This is a genomic window from Vibrio sp. QJM3NY_35 (assembly GCF_057785915.1).
The window spans coordinates 3,270,702-3,285,686 of the sequence record NZ_CM173507.1 but is presented as its reverse complement, the minus strand read 5'-3'; the positions used below and the strand labels follow the sequence as shown (position 1 = coordinate 3,285,686).

Genomic DNA, 14,985 nt, shown 5'->3' with positions numbered 1-14,985 from the left:
ATTATTCTTGGTCAGCGTAGAGCTTGGTTAAGATTTCTTTCGCGCCATCATCCAGCAACTGATTTGCCAGAGTAACGCCAAGCGCTTCTGCATCTTTGCGAAGGCCAGAGATCTCACCACGAACCATTTTAGAACCATCTGGTTCGCCTACTAATGCACGTAGCCAGATATTATCGCCATCTAATAATGAGTAGCTGCCGATAGGCACCTGACAACCACCTTCTAGGGTAAGGTTCATTGCACGTTCGCACAGTACACGATCAGCCGTGTCTTTATGATTCAGTGGTTCAAGGAGTTTAATCAGACGCTCGTCATCAAGGCGACACTCAATACCAACAGCGCCTTGGCCAACAGCAGGGAGAGATTGCTCTGGTTCGATGAAGCTACGAATACGCTCTTCTAGCTCTAGACGTTTAAGACCTGCAGCAGCCAGTACGATCGCATCGTATTGACCATCATCGAGTTTACCTAGACGAGTACCAACATTGCCGCGCAGTTCTTTGATGATCAGATCTGGGCGGTATTCTAGCAACTGACATTGACGACGCAGGCTACACGTACCCACGACAGCACCTTGTGGTAGCTCGTCGATGTTGTTGTAAGTGTTTGAAACGAAAGCATCACGAGGGTCTTCGCGTTCACAGATAGTTACTAGACCTAGACCTTCAGGGAAGTCGACCGGTACATCTTTCATTGAGTGAACGGCTAGGTCAGCACGGCCTTCTAGCATCGCCACTTCGAGTTCTTTAACGAACAGCCCTTTACCACCCACTTTAGCCAGCGGGGTATCTAGGATGATGTCACCTTTGGTCACCATAGTTACCAACTCAACCTCTAAACCAGGGTGAGCAGCTTGCAGCGCATCCCTTACAAAGTATGCCTGCCAAAGGGCAAGAGGGCTTTTTCTGGTCGCGATACGGATTGGTGCTGAATTTGTCATGGTGTTTCCGATATAGGTTCTGTAATAGGCTAATCCTACCATTGTGAGGGGAAAATTCTTACTGTTTGATCATTCCATGCTTTGATAGCTGAGGGATTTTCATGAGTTCACCAAAATAGTGTGATTGGTATCTCATTTGAAACATGGGCTATTATTAGAAATAGGTAATAAAGAGGACACTACGGCGCCGTGAGTTTAACTTTTTGTCATCAAGGCATTGGCCAGTATGACAGGTTCCTTTGCTTTACCATTAAGGGTAAAAGTGTTAAATTGATCACGTTTTGTTGCTCCTTTCGTTCAGTAACTAAACAGAAGTGCATTTAATCTCAAACCAAGGACTTACCTTGCAGGCTTACACTCAGACTTTGATTCAACGATTAGACAACCTTAATCAGCAGCGCATTGATCGTGCGTTGGCGTTGATGAATGTCCAAGGCCAACGAGTTTTCAACCTTATTCCTGCACTACTTCACTTCAATCATCCCATGATGCCTGGTTATTATGACCAACAAGTTCCTTTTGGAATTCGCAGCTTCACGCCTAATGAATTCCAAAAGCAATTTGTCTCTGATACCGAATTAACGCTGGGTGGAAAACTCACCGAGGCTGCTGAACCGGCAATCCTGGGCTTGTACACCATGGGCAGTACTTCTTCTATTGGCCAAAGCACTTCAAGTGATCTCGATATCTGGGTGTGTGTTTCTCCGGATATGGATGGCGCATCTCGCGACAGCCTGACCAACAAATGTCTGTTGATTACCGACTGGGCTGAAACCTTAGGGGTTGAAGCTAACTTCTTCTTGATGGATGAACAGCGTTTCCGCTCAAACCATTCTGAAGAGATGACCGGTGATAACTGTGGTTCTTCACAGCACTTATTACTGCTTGATGAGTTCTATCGCTCTGCCGTTCGTTTGGCTGGCCAGCGTTTGTTGTGGCAAATAATTCCGCCAGAAATGGAAGAGTGTTACGACGAGTATGTCCAAGGCCTGTGTCAGGATGGTTATCTTGATTGCTCGCAGTGGATCGATTTCGGCAAGCTGAACCGCATCCCTGCTGAAGAGTACTTTGGTTCAAACCTATGGCAGCTCTATAAGAGTATCGACTCACCGTATAAATCGGTTTTGAAGGCGATCCTGTTAGAAGCTTATTCATGGGAATACCCAAACACCCAACTGCTTAGTATTGATACCAAGCGTCGCTTCTTCGCGGATGAACCTGATCTGTATGGCATGGATAGCTACTATCTGATGCTCGAGAAGGTAACGCGCTATCTAGAACGCATTAACGACCACACTCGATTGGACTTGGTGAGACGCTGTTTCTACCTTAAGACCCACGAGAAGTTGTCACGAGATGCGGGCATTGGTTCTGTTGCGTGGCGTCGTGAAGCCTTAACTGAGATGACTAAGTCTTGGAATTGGGGACATGAAACCATTGCTGAGCTCGATAACCGCCGTAACTGGAAGGTAGAGCAAGTTAAAGTGGTGCACCATGCACTGCTTGATGCCTTGATGCTGAGCTACCGCAATCTGATTCAATTTGCGCGTCGTAACGACATCACTTCGGCAATCAGCCCACAAGATATCAGTATCTTGGCTCGTAAGCTTTACGCTGCGTTTGAGGTGTTGCCGGGTAAAGTGACACTACTGAACCCACAAATCTCTCCTGATCTTCATGAACCAGACTTGAGCTTCATCGAAGTTCGTCAGGGTCAGTCGAATAAAGCCGGTTGGTACTTGTATAAGCAGCCACTGGTAGCGCATCGTATTCTTGGTCAGCCTTCTCTGGAACACCATGAGTACTTGAGTAAGTTGGTTGCTTGGTCGTTTTTTAATGGCTTGATTACCGAGTCGACGCGTTTGCACTCTGTGGTACGTGACGCTCAGATTGATATCGATAAGTTCTACCAAATGGTGAGCGACCTGCGTAATACCTTCTCTTTACGTAAGCGCCGCCCGAGTATGCAAGCTCTGGCGAGCCCGTGTGAAATAAGCCAACTGGCGATGTTCATCAACTTTGAAAGTGACCCAACTTCTGAATTAAGTGGTCGTGCGTTGAAGGTTGATCTTAAGAACGCCGATATCTTTAGTTTTGGTGAAGAGGGTAAGAGTTTAGTCGGCAGTGTTGATCTGGTTTATCGTAACTCTTGGCATGAAGTACGTACGCTTCATTTCCAAGGTGATACTGCAATGCTCGACGCGTTGAAGACGGTACTTGGTAAAATGCACCAAGATGCTTTACCGCCAGAATCGGTCGATGTGTTCTGTTACAGCAAAAACCTGCGTGGTGTGATGCGTAATATGGTGTATCAACTGCTTGCTGAGTGTATCGACTTACGATTGAAACCGATTGAGCCGGAGAAGCGCCGCCGCTTCAAGGCTATTCGTCTGGCAAACAAGATGTTTGGCCTGTTCTTTGAACGTCGTGGCGTTTCGGTGCAGATGCTGGAAAACTCGGTCGATTTCTATCGTAGTATCTCGACGAATAAGCTGAAGGGCTCACCTTTACTGATGCTCGATAAAGAGCAAGAGTATCAGCTACCAGAAGTGGTTGATGGTTTTGCGAGTGAAGGTTTAATTCAATTTTTCTTTGAGGATACCGACAAAGGTTTCAATATTTATGTATTGGACGAGTCGAATCAAGTTGAGGTGTATCACCAATACAGCGGTGAAAAAGATGAGATGATCGCGAGCGTGAATTCTTTCTACACTTCAGTAAAAGATGAGTCGAAGGTGTCGTCTAAGTTGATTAATTTCAATCTACCTCAGTACTACCAAATCGTTCATCCTGAAGAAGGTAACTCTTATGTGGTGCCTTACCGTAACGATGCGACTTTAGCTTCTCGGAGCTCAAAGATAGTCAACATCTAGGCTTATTCTCGATAATTGATATTAAGAAAGGAGTGATTGATTCACTCCTTTTTGTTTTTACCAATAATTAGATCCAATTGATCTCTTCATCTGCGTGTTTTTCGCATTCTTTTTTGACCATCTCAAACAATTCCATACCCGTCTTTGAGCATGTCCATTTGTCATCAACTAGCTTGAAGTGAAAACCACCAGATTTAGACGCTAACCAGATTTCTTTCATTGGTTCTTGGCGGTTGATAATGATTTGGCTGCGGTTCTCAAACTCCAGCGTCATTACGTTACCAGTCACTTCGTAATCAATATCTGCCTCTGATTCATCGATAGCTTCTTCGATGTTTTGCATCTGTATATCGACCAGTTGATGAAATTCAGTCTCGTTCATCCTTTCTATCCTATTGCTTTTCCTGAGTGTGGTGCGATTATAGGGGGCATTGAGTTAATAATCACGATATGCAAAATGAAAAAATTAATTACCGCTCTGTTTATGGTGTCCGTTATTGGACTTTCTGGTTGTGGTCAAACGGGTCCTTTGTACGATCCTGATGAAGTTCAGCAGACTGAACAATCACAATAAGTGAAAACACGCAGAAATCGTTATTTATAAGGGATAAGAACTTTGGATTACTTCAACTATCAGGAAGATGGCCAGCTTTGGGCTGAGGACGTCGCACTTTCACAACTAGCAGAGCAATATGGTACACCGCTGTATGTATATTCTCGTGCAACATTAGAGCGCCACTGGAATGCGTTTGATTCGTCGGTTGGCGAGCACCCACACTTAGTGTGTTATGCCGTTAAAGCTAACTCGAACCTTGGCGTGTTGAATACTTTGGCTCGCTTGGGCTCTGGCTTCGACATCGTTTCTGGCGGTGAGCTAGAGCGTGTAGTTGCTGCCGGTGGCGATCCAGCAAAAGTTGTTTTCTCTGGTGTCGGCAAAACAGCCGCTGAAATGAAGCGTGCGCTTGAGTTGAACATTAAGTGCTTTAACGTAGAGTCTGAGCCAGAATTGGAGCGACTGAATAAAGTGGCTGGTGAGCTTGGTGTTAAAGCGCCGATTTCACTGCGTATTAACCCAGATGTTGATGCGAACACTCACCCTTACATTTCTACGGGTCTGCGTGATAACAAATTCGGCATTGCCTTCGACCGTGCTCCTGCAGTTTATGCGTTTGCAAAAACACTCGATAACTTGTCTATCCATGGTATTGATTGCCACATCGGTTCCCAATTAACGGATATCGAACCTTTTATCGATGCCACTGATCGTCTGCTTGCACTGATTGACCAACTACGTGCCAATGATATCAACATCAAGCACCTTGATGTTGGTGGCGGTTTGGGCGTGGTTTACCGAGATGAATTACCACCACAACCTTCCGATTACGCGAAGGCTTTGTTAGCTCGTTTAGACAATCATTCTGATCTAGAGTTGATTTTCGAGCCTGGAAGAGCGATTGCTGCGAACGCTGGTGTACTATTAACGAAAGTCGAGTTCCTGAAGCCAACAGAGCATAAAAACTTTGCCATCATCGATGCGGCAATGAACGATCTAATGCGCCCGGCACTTTACCAAGCTTGGCAGGATATTGTGCCAGTGAGCCCGCGTCAGGGTGAAGCGGTGACTTACGACTTGGTTGGCCCTATCTGTGAGACGGGTGACTTCCTAGGTAAAGACCGTGACCTTGTTCTTGAAGAAGGCGACCTACTGGCCGTTCGTTCTGCAGGTGCTTATGGCTTTGCTATGTCATCTAACTACAACACTCGTTCGCGTGCGGCTGAAGTGATGGTTGATGGCGATAAAACTCATTTGGTTCGTCAGCGTGAAGAGCTTACGAGTCTGTGGGAACTTGAAAACATTCTTCCGGAGTAATTTTAAGCGTTATGCACTTCCACTTTTCTAAAATGCATGGTTTGGGCAATGATTTCATGGTCGTGGACTGCATTACTCAAAATATTTTCTTTTCTCCAGATTTGATCCGTCGTTTGGCGGATCGTCATACTGGTGTGGGCTTTGATCAGCTACTTGTGGTTGAGGCTCCCTATGATCCAGAAACTGACTTCCATTATCGCATATTCAATGCGGATGGCAGTGAGGTGGAGCAGTGTGGTAATGGTGCGCGTTGTTTTGCTCGATTCGTTCGCATGAAAGGCTTAACGAATAAGTACAGCATCAACGTGAGCACCAAGAAAGGTAAAATGGTTCTCAAGATTGAAGACAATGACCAGATCACTGTCAACATGGGCATTCCTGAGTTTGAACCTGGCAAAATCCCATTCAAGGCAAAGCAGCCTGAGAAGACGTATATCTTAAGAACGGATGTACATACCTTGTTCTGTGGTGCCGTAAGTATGGGTAACCCGCACGTGGTTACCGTTGTTGATGATGTCGATACTGCAGATGTGGAGACCTTAGGTCCGCTTCTTGAATCACATGAACGCTTCCCTGAGCGTGTTAATGCTGGCTTTATGCAAGTGATTAACCGTGAAGAGGTTCGCTTGCGTGTTTATGAACGCGGTGCGGGTGAAACTCAGGCGTGTGGCAGCGGTGCATGTGGCGCGGTTGCGGTTGGTATCAATCAAGGTTTGCTAGCTGAGAACGTGAAAGTTCGTCTACCTGGTGGTGATTTGCAGATTAGTTGGCAAGGTCCGGGTAAACCTCTGTTTATGACTGGCCCGGCAACCCATGTGTTTGATGGTCAACTTTCTTGCTAATAAACATTCATAACCAATAGATTCATAAAAATAAAGGATAGGTTTTGTCTTACGTTCAAGCCGACGCACTCACCGCAGAAGTGGTCGCGGAATATTTACGTGATAACCCAGATTTTTTCCAAGACAGGAAAGGTTTGGTTGATCGCCTTGCTATCAATAATGTTGAGCAGGGTGCTGTTTCTCTGGTGGAGGTTCAGCTTAAACGCCAACGCCACCGAATCGAAGAGCTAGAGGAAGAAATCACTGGCTTGATGTCGTTGGCAGCGAATAACGATAAAACCTTCTATGAATTTATGGGTCTGCAAGCTCACGTGCTGAAATGCAGTGACTTTATGCAGGTTATCAAGGCGGTTGAACAAAAAGCGTTAGATTTAGGGTTGAAGGCCCATGTACGAATTCTCTCGCAACCTGGCTTTTATAAGCTGAGTGAAGACCGCTATTCGAAGTTTTCGCTCAACCATTTCAATGGTAAAGATGCTTATCTAGGACGCTTGAGAAAAGCCGACAGACACGATTTGTTTGGTGATTATCCAGTTCCAGAGCTAGGCTCTTATGTAGTATTACCGCTTGCTAAGCAGTCTCCATTGGGTTTGCTCGCCTTTTCTAGTGAAGATGGCGGACATTTCCAACCCCATATGGATACGCTCTTTTTACGCCATTTAGCACTTGTTGTCGCTCATTTGGCGGACACCTTACCTTGGCAGATAAATAATGAGCCTAGAGCCCAAAATACCTCTTCCTAACAGCCTTCAAAAGCCACTTTCTCGCTTCTATGAATATCTCAGAAGCGAGAAGGGGCTCAGCCTACACACCCAACGTAATTACAAACAACAACTTGAAACCATGGCCGGTCATTTAGTCACTCTAGGGCTAAAGGATTGGGGTCAAGTCGATGCGGCGTGGGTAAGGCAACTAGCCAGTAAAGGCATGCGTGAGGGAATGAAGGCGAGCAGCATTGCAACGCGCTTATCTTCACTACGCAGCTTCTTTGATTTCCTTGTGCTGCGTGGCGAAATGACCGCTAATCCAGCCAAAGGTGTTTCTGCTCCACGTAAACAGCGCCCTTTGCCTAAAAACCTCGATGTCGATGAAGTCGGTCAGCTGCTTGATGTGAATGAGGACGATCCACTGTCGATTCGTGACCGAGCGATGATGGAGGTGATGTATGGTGCTGGATTACGACTGGCAGAACTGGTCGGCATCAATCTGAAAGATGTGTTGGGTCGACAAGGCGAAATTCGAGTAATTGGTAAAGGCGACAAAGAACGCAAAGCGCCTTTTTCTGGTTTAGCAAAAGAGTGGGTCGATAAATGGCTCAAAGTGCGCGGTGAATTGGCTTCACCGGGTGAAAGCGCGCTGTTTGTCTCTAAGCTTGGGACTCGTATCTCTCACCGCAGCGTGCAAAAGCGCATGGAAGAGTGGGGCAAGAAGCAATCTGTTGCGAGCCACATCAGCCCGCATAAACTGCGTCACTCCTTTGCAACGCATGTGCTGGAGTCGAGCCAAAACCTTCGTGCTGTTCAAGAGTTGCTTGGCCATGAAAACATCTCGACGACCCAAGTGTATACCCACTTAGATTTCCAACACTTAGCACAAGCTTATGATCAGGCTCACCCGAGAGCTCGTAAGAAGAATAAAGATTAGATTAAAGGGTTTATTATGCGAATTTATCGAGGGTTAAAGCCCATCAAAGCCATGACCTTTGACTTGGATGACACCCTTTATGACAACTGGCCTGTGATCATGATGGTAGAAAAAGAGATGGCGCAGTGGCTTTACCAAAAGCACCCAGTGTCGGCTTCTTTATCGCTTGAAGAGTGGCAGGGCATTAAGCAGCAAGTCGCCTCTGAAAACCCAGCTTTAAAGCATGATGTTACCGTTTGGCGTGAAACACAGATTAAGAGTGGCTTACTGCAGTTGGGCTACTCTCAGCAGCAAGCTGAACAGGCGGCTCGTGAGGGGATAGAACATGCTTTGTGGTTGCGCAATCAAGTCGATGTCCCTCAAGAAACGCATCGAGTGATGGCAGAACTTAGCCAACGCATTCCTTTGGTTGCGATTACCAATGGCAATGTCGATCCACATAAAATTGGTTTAGGGCAGTATTTTCAACTAATCCTTAAAGCTGGCCCAAACGGTAGAGCAAAACCTTACCCAGATATGTTTGATAAAGCGCAACAATACTTAGATGTTGATGCCATCAACATTCTTCATGTCGGCGATCACCTTAGAACGGATGTTTACGGAGCTAAGCAAAATGGCTTCCAAGCATGCTGGTTTAATGACATTGGTTCCAATTTATACCTCTCTTCGAAGGCGAGTGTGCTGCCTGATGTTGAAATAGAGCAACTTAGCGATCTCATGCGACTAATTTAAAGACCTCTGTAAGCTTATTGTGTCGCATTTATGATATTGAATTGTTACATTAGTCGCAATTAAATGCCTGTTTAGGCTAGGATAATTGGCGACTACTTTTTATCGATTCATTTCAGTCATAGCAGTGGTTGCGGGTTCTTCACTTCACTCTATTTCGATCAAGGGTTGGCATGCAAACATTTACATTTCTCGCAAATACTGAGGAGCTATTTAAATCTCAATTTGATCAGCGAGAGTGGTGTGACAGCAAACAATATCTTATTCAACTTTTCTCTACCCAATCTTCTGATATGGCTCGTCGAATCGCGAGTGTTGCTCTCAATCGCCTAAGAAATGCCACCTTAATTGGCCAGAGTGCTCGTCATGTTATCTGTGACAATTGTCTTGAGAGTACATGTACTTTAGTCATCATCAGTGAGTTTAATGAAACCCGTTTAACCTCCGCGGTTCAGCCGTTTACTGGCAACCCAAATCAAGACAGCCAAGATCTCGCTTCTCAACTGGGCCTTACAGAAGACACCAAAACGGTTATCAGCTTGTGTGATCAGGTTGAAGGGCGTGATTACCCTATCTATAGCGCTTTTGAGAATTTACCTTACGCCTTGCCGATTGCAGGTGGACTGTGTCATGAGAATGAGTTTGGCCGTTGGGTTATGTATAACGAGCAAACCTACCAGCACGCCTGTGTTGCGGTGGCTCTGACTAACCCAAGATTGAAGGTTTGGTCGGACGCGTACTCAGAGTGGAACCCAATTGGGATGAAGCTACGAGTCACACATGCAGTCGGAAATCGCTTATACGCGTTGAACGACAAGCCAGCTATCGAAGTATTCAAACATTACCTTGCGGATGGCAAAGACCTTCCTTTTAGCCAGCTGATGAGCTTTCCGCTTTATCGAGAACTTGGCAGGAAGAAGGGTATCTCGACGCCTCTGCGTATTAATGATGATGGCAGTATCGAGTTTGATAGCCCTTGGCATGTCGGTGAAGAGGCGCAGTTTTGTTATAACCACCCCTCTTTGACCGCTGAAAAGGTGCGTCATGGTGCCGAGATGCTAGCCATGCATCAGCCTGAATCGGTGATCATCTATAACTGTGTGTCTCGACTTGAGTTTATCGATAGTAAACTGGAGCTCAAGCCATTTGAAGGGATAGTGAATACGTGTGGTGCCTACTGTATGGGGGAGCTATACCGCAATGAAGACCGCCAAGAAATACTGCATCACAGCCTGACTTATATCGCTATGCGCGAGTCTGACGAGATTAAAGAGTTTCGTTGTGAAGATTTTCAGTGTGGCTCAACAGTGTCGCCATTGCTTAACTTGGTCAGAAATGCAGTCGCTGATCTCGACAGTATGAATACCCAAATGGAGAAAAAACTCCATCAACAAGCGCGTCGCTTAACCGAGAGCTATCGCATTGACTCACGCACTGGCTTGCCGAACCGTATCGTATTGAAGGAGCGCCTCAATACGATTCTATTTAGTGAACACTTACTCACATTAAAACTCACGAATTTCCATCAAGTTAACGAAAAATACGGCTATCAGGTAGGTGATCAGTTACTGCTTGATCTGTCTAATCACTTTATTGAGCGATTGCAGCTTCGTGTCGTGAAAGAGCCTCGCGTGAAGGTTGAGCTGTTCAGTATTGGGGTCGGAGAGTGGGCGATTATCTTTAACGCCAGTGTTGGTAGTACAAAAATAAAAGAAGGTTTCGTTGAGTTTGCCGATGACATCGAACACATAAATTTTGAGCCGTATGGTTTGGCTGATATTGATTACCTGTCAGTTTCTCTGTGTGGCGGCTTTGCTAGTCGTTGTGATTTCTTAACCGACAGCGGTGACGAGATCTTATTGAAAGCGATCGAAGCTCGACGTTATGGGGTGCGGAACAATACCCACATCACCAATGCCAAAGACATTCAGGTGAGCGAAGAGGACCGCAAAGAGCAGCTCGGTTGGTTGAGCTGTGTGAGCCGTGCGATTTTAGATCAGAACATCATTACCTACTCTCAGCCGATTGTGGAATCGGGCACTCACGAAATGATTGGCCAAGAGTGTTTAGTCAGAATCATGGAGTCGGACGGTACTATTGTGGCACCAGGAAAGTTCTTACCTATCATTGCCGACACGCACCTCTACACACGCCTTAGTCGACATATGATTAAGAGCACTATCGGCTATATGGCGGATAAACAGAGTTCGTTTTCTATCAATCTATCCCCACAAGATTTGTTGAGCGACAAGACACTTGAGGTACTCGAGACTGCGATCAGTGGCATGAACGATCCTACTCGACTTGGTTTAGAGGTTCTCGAGTCAGAACAGATAAAAGATTATGGCCGCATGATTGAGGTGTGTGATCACTTCCGCGCACTCGGAGCGAGAATTATTGTTGATGACTTTGGCTCTGGTTACTCCAACATCGATGAAATCATTAAGCTTGAGCCGCAGATCATTAAGCTCGACGGTAGCTTGATTCGTAATATCGATAAAGACCAAAAACAAAGAAATATCGCTTCTCAGTTGGTTCGCTTATGCCAAGTGTTCAATGCTAAGACGGTTGCTGAATTTGTCCATAACCAACAGGTTTGTGAGATAGCAGAACAAATGGGTGTCGATTATCTGCAGGGTTATTACTTTGGTGAGCCTAAGCGACTGTTTTAGTTGTTAAAGCTTTCCGTATCCTATTGTGACTTGCTTTAAAAAGTGTTCTGCCGCTATTGGTGACTGTTTTGGGTGGAATCAATGATGTCTAACTAACGTCACATTATTTATAAGACGATCGTAAGTATTCCGTGCAAGCCTTATCTATAATAAGCACAATAACCAATCATTAACGTAACGATTAATGTGAATATGCAATCGACCTCTCTCCTGATACAAGATATAAAGCAAACCCAGCGTGAATTGCAAAAGATAGATTTTCATCAACATGAAGACCTACTGATTCAGGTGTTTTCTTCTTTCGAGAAAGGTTCGGTTTTGGCTGCCTGCCAAGTGATTCAAGCGACTTTCCCTAATGCTAGGCTGATTGGTTGCAGTGCTAACCACTACATCAGCCAAGGCGTCATCCTGCACCAAGGGCTTTATCTGATTGTTACCCGCTTTGACGCGACCTCTTACTCTTGTGGTGTTGTCGAATATAGCGAACAACCATTGCTCGATAGTCATGCTATGTGGCAGCAGCTTGAGTGCAACCCCAGTACTCAAAGCATCATCTGTTTCGCAGACCGTTTGCAGATAAATAACCGAGATCTATTTTCATCATTTGAGCAGTCGAGATATTCATTACCGATCTGCGGCGGTGCATCGACCATTACAGACAATGGGCGATGGGTGATGTTAGACGGCATTTGCTATGAGAATGCCTATGTGATGCTGGCGCTGCACAGTGTCGAGCTCTCTATCGTTAAGGGTTACTATACTGAATGGAATCCGATTGGCCGGACTTTCCGGGTGACAGGTGCTCAAGATAACCGGTTGCTGGAGTTGGATGGGATGCCTGTTCGTGAACTCTATAATCGTTACCTCGCTGATGGCCTCGAAGTGCCTTTTGAGCAACTGCATAATTTTCCCTTGATGGTCGGTGACCCGAAAGAGCAAAACATTCACTTACCGCTCAAGGTAACGGAAAGTGGAGAGATAGAGTTCAGCGGCCTGTTCCAAGTGGGCGATGAGGTCCGGTTTTGTTATGACCATCCATCATTGACCCTAGAGCAGATACGACTGGGCATTCAACAGATCGCCTCTCATAGACCAGAACAGTTCTTCATTTATAACTGTACCTCTCGTATCGACTTTATTGATGGCAACCAAGAGGTTGAGGTTTTCCAAAAGTTGGCCGACAGCTATGGCGTTTACTGCATGGGAGAACTTTATCAAGAGAATAGCCAACAGCGAATCTTGCACCATAGCCTCACTTACCTTGCGCTTAGAGAAGGCGAGGGTAAGGCGGTATTGTCATTAGAGACACAACCCGCGACCAATATATCCCCTCTGTTTTCATTGATCCGAAATGCACTGCTTGATGTCGATGACATGAATAACAGTATGGCGAGTAAGATTCAGCAGCAAGCCACCGCATTGACGGCAAGCTATCGAATTGATCACCGTACAGGTTTACCTAATCGCAGTGTGTTGCGTGAGAAGCTGTCGAAGATGAGCAGTGACAGCCACTTGCTAGCTTTGAAGGTGACGACCTTTGGTCAGATCAATGAGAAGTACGGGTATCGAGTAGGTGACAAGCTTCTACATGACTTGAGTGAGTACTTTCAAAAAGCGCTGTGGCAGTTCTTTGATGAGGGTTGTCAGCTCTACAGTATCGGTATTGGTGAGTGGGCGGTGGTGTTTGATAGCTGGGCGAGCCAAGAACATATTCATCAGCGATTCTCGGAATTTGCTGATCAAACCGAGCATGTGAATTTTGAGCCTACCGGTTTACCTGATATTGATTACTTGTCGGTGTCTATCTGCGCGGGTATTGCCAGCCGTCGAGATTTCCCGACTACCTCTATTGATGACTTATTGTTGAAGGCGATTGATGCACGGCGCAGCGCCGTCAGCCAAAACAAACACTTAGTGAGTGCCAAGGCACTCATTCAATTGGAGAAGCATCGCCAAGAACAACTTGGTTGGCTGTCGTGCGTGAGTCGCGCTGTGCTTAATCAGAATATTGTGGCGTGCTCTCAGCCCATAGTCTCAGCACACAGTCATCAGGTAGAGAGCTACGAGTGTTTAGTTCGAATTGAAGAGGACGGTCAGTTGATTGCGCCGGGTAAGTTCTTGCCAATCATTGAAGGAACCCATCTCTATACACGCCTCAGTCGTCAGATGATAACGCGCACCTTCGATTTTATGAGTCAGCGAACCGATTCGTTCTCAATTAATTTAGCGCCACAAGATTTCAGCAATGAGAAAACCATTCTTCACCTTGAACAAGCCATCAAGAAAATCAGTCACCCACAGCGTATTGGCTTGGAGGTGTTAGAAACGGAACAAATTCAGGATTACGGTCGCTTGATTGAGGTGTGTAATCACTTCCGCGATCTTGGTGTGAATATTATTGTTGATGACTTTGGTTCGGGCTATTCGAACATTGATGAGATATTGAAGCTAGAGCCACAGGTGATCAAGCTTGATGGCAGTTTGATTCGCAATATTGATAAAGATAAAAAGCAACGCAAGATCGCTCAGCAGTTAGTGAGCTTATGCCAGATTCTAAATGCTAAGACCGTGGCTGAGTTCGTTCATAACGAGCAGGTGTGTCGTATTGCTGAAGACATGGGCGTCGATTACCTGCAAGGGTATTACTTTGGTCAACCTCAGCGTTTGTTTTGATGGAACAGCGTTTCACGTGAAACACTGATTGGCTCAATAACGAAAGTACGATGTAAAAAGGGTGAGCTTATGGCTCACCCTTTTTATTTTTAGTGTCTGTCTCGTCCTGAAATGTGTTTATTGCCTTCGCGCACGCCTGCTTAGTCTATTTGAGGGCGTGACCACACTTGTCGGCGTGGAAGACTTTTAGATAATGTTGGTAATAGTCATCAATGAGCTTGGCAGGTTCGCTTTCATCTAAAGACTTGAGTAGCTCAATACCCACTTCACAAGTACACAAGTGGCCGCTGTCTTGATTGCGGCGCAAGGTGTATGAAGATTCGCTGGTAATGTCGAGGTGAACTTGCGGAATGGCTTGTAACCACGAGCTCTTATTAAGCATCTTCTTCGCTTCTTGCCATGTTCCATCCAAGATGATGAATAGCGGCTTACGACTCTGGGTTTGGGTCATTACAGCTTGTTGGCACTCGACACTTTGATCACTTGGGAACAACAGAAACGGTTGTCGTGTTTCATCGTCAAGCAGCGCCATTAGCTCCGCTGGTGGTGTCTTCCTTTGCCATACAATGAACTGACACTGCTCAAGGGATTGTTGAAGCAGCTTTCCGGTGTTGGTATCGCGCGACAGTTCATTCTCATGAGTGAGCAGTACAAGATCGATTTGGCTTTCGACACTAGGTATCAGGTGACAAATACATTGGTGAGTGAAGCCACAACCAGGGCAAGCTTGTTGGTTACTCAT

Annotated in this window: 12 protein-coding genes; 9 read left to right on the top strand and 3 right to left on the bottom strand. The window is 45.8% G+C overall.

Annotated features, from left to right (window positions below; translation table 11 throughout):
- Position 1 precedes the first annotated feature (1 nt).
- Positions 2 to 940 carry a hydroxymethylbilane synthase gene (gene hemC / locus AC3CH3_RS14940; protein ID WP_108338996.1) on the bottom strand — a complete coding sequence of 313 codons (939 nt, stop codon included), beginning with the start codon at positions 938 to 940 and terminating at the stop codon, positions 2 to 4.
- Between the two features lie 344 nt (positions 941 to 1,284).
- Between hemC and AC3CH3_RS14935 the strand changes: the two genes are divergently transcribed.
- Positions 1,285 to 3,813 (top strand): class I adenylate cyclase, encoded by a 2,529-nt coding sequence (locus AC3CH3_RS14935; RefSeq protein WP_017084846.1) that lies wholly within the window; start codon positions 1,285 to 1,287, stop codon positions 3,811 to 3,813.
- Between the two features lie 67 nt (positions 3,814 to 3,880).
- Here the strand turns inward: AC3CH3_RS14935 and cyaY are convergent, their stop codons facing one another.
- The gene (cyaY, locus tag AC3CH3_RS14930) at positions 3,881 to 4,195 is read right to left on the bottom strand and encodes an iron donor protein CyaY (protein ID WP_171317346.1); all 315 of its coding nucleotides are present in this window, start codon (positions 4,193 to 4,195) and stop codon (positions 3,881 to 3,883) included.
- 75 nt (positions 4,196 to 4,270) lie between these two features.
- Between cyaY and lptM the strand changes: the two genes are divergently transcribed.
- From lptM to AC3CH3_RS14890, 8 genes are all read left to right on the top strand, one after another.
- Complete coding sequence (gene lptM / locus AC3CH3_RS14925) at positions 4,271 to 4,387, top strand: LPS translocon maturation chaperone LptM (RefSeq protein WP_407829960.1); 117 nt, start codon at positions 4,271 to 4,273, stop codon at positions 4,385 to 4,387.
- Between the two features lie 42 nt (positions 4,388 to 4,429).
- On the top strand, positions 4,430 to 5,683 hold the full coding sequence (gene lysA, locus AC3CH3_RS14920) for a diaminopimelate decarboxylase (RefSeq protein WP_009848209.1): 1,254 nt from the start codon (positions 4,430 to 4,432) through the stop codon (positions 5,681 to 5,683).
- Positions 5,684 to 5,694: 11 nt separating this feature from the next.
- Positions 5,695 to 6,525: a diaminopimelate epimerase gene (dapF, locus tag AC3CH3_RS14915; RefSeq protein ID WP_004736615.1), complete on the top strand. Its 831-nt coding sequence runs from the start codon at positions 5,695 to 5,697 to the stop codon at positions 6,523 to 6,525.
- A 44-nt stretch (positions 6,526 to 6,569) separates the two neighbouring features.
- The gene (locus AC3CH3_RS14910) at positions 6,570 to 7,268 is read left to right on the top strand and encodes a DUF484 family protein (protein WP_488537407.1); all 699 of its coding nucleotides are present in this window, start codon (positions 6,570 to 6,572) and stop codon (positions 7,266 to 7,268) included.
- Entirely contained in the window at positions 7,237 to 8,169 is a 933-nt protein-coding gene (xerC, locus tag AC3CH3_RS14905; protein ID WP_019825207.1) for a tyrosine recombinase XerC, read from the top strand. Before AC3CH3_RS14910 ends, xerC begins: the two co-directional genes overlap by 32 nt.
- Before the next feature lie 15 nt (positions 8,170 to 8,184).
- A complete protein-coding gene (gene yigB, locus AC3CH3_RS14900) occupies positions 8,185 to 8,901 on the top strand; it encodes a 5-amino-6-(5-phospho-D-ribitylamino)uracil phosphatase YigB (protein ID WP_488537406.1) in 717 nt (238 codons plus the stop codon).
- A 170-nt stretch (positions 8,902 to 9,071) separates the two neighbouring features.
- A complete protein-coding gene (locus tag AC3CH3_RS14895; protein WP_488537405.1) occupies positions 9,072 to 11,570 on the top strand; it encodes a bifunctional diguanylate cyclase/phosphodiesterase in 2,499 nt (832 codons plus the stop codon).
- Positions 11,571 to 11,762: 192 nt separating this feature from the next.
- Positions 11,763 to 14,243, top strand: a complete 2,481-nt coding sequence (locus tag AC3CH3_RS14890; RefSeq protein WP_488537404.1) for a bifunctional diguanylate cyclase/phosphodiesterase — start codon at positions 11,763 to 11,765, stop codon at positions 14,241 to 14,243.
- Between the two features lie 145 nt (positions 14,244 to 14,388).
- On the opposite strand, the gene AC3CH3_RS14885 is transcribed toward AC3CH3_RS14890, so the two are convergent.
- Positions 14,389 to 14,985 carry a tRNA-uridine aminocarboxypropyltransferase gene (locus tag AC3CH3_RS14885; protein WP_488537403.1) on the bottom strand — a complete coding sequence of 199 codons (597 nt, stop codon included), beginning with the start codon at positions 14,983 to 14,985 and terminating at the stop codon, positions 14,389 to 14,391.

What these genes read in the sequence shown, in the direction of transcription:
- hemC (WP_108338996.1), bottom strand. Translation starts at nt 940, where the DNA reads ATGACAAATTCAGCACCAATCCGTATCGCGACCAGAAAAAGCCCTCTT.
- cyaY (WP_171317346.1), bottom strand. Translation starts at nt 4,195, where the DNA reads ATGAACGAGACTGAATTTCATCAACTGGTCGATATACAGATGCAAAAC.
- lptM (WP_407829960.1), top strand. Translation starts at nt 4,271, where the DNA reads ATGAAAAAATTAATTACCGCTCTGTTTATGGTGTCCGTTATTGGACTT.
- dapF (WP_004736615.1), top strand. Translation starts at nt 5,695, where the DNA reads ATGCACTTCCACTTTTCTAAAATGCATGGTTTGGGCAATGATTTCATG.
- xerC (WP_019825207.1), top strand. Translation starts at nt 7,237, where the DNA reads ATGAGCCTAGAGCCCAAAATACCTCTTCCTAACAGCCTTCAAAAGCCA.
- yigB (WP_488537406.1), top strand. Translation starts at nt 8,185, where the DNA reads ATGCGAATTTATCGAGGGTTAAAGCCCATCAAAGCCATGACCTTTGAC.
- AC3CH3_RS14895 (WP_488537405.1), top strand. Translation starts at nt 9,072, where the DNA reads ATGCAAACATTTACATTTCTCGCAAATACTGAGGAGCTATTTAAATCT.
- AC3CH3_RS14890 (WP_488537404.1), top strand. Translation starts at nt 11,763, where the DNA reads ATGCAATCGACCTCTCTCCTGATACAAGATATAAAGCAAACCCAGCGT.
- AC3CH3_RS14885 (WP_488537403.1), bottom strand. Translation starts at nt 14,985, where the DNA reads ATGAGTAACCAACAAGCTTGCCCTGGTTGTGGCTTCACTCACCAATGT.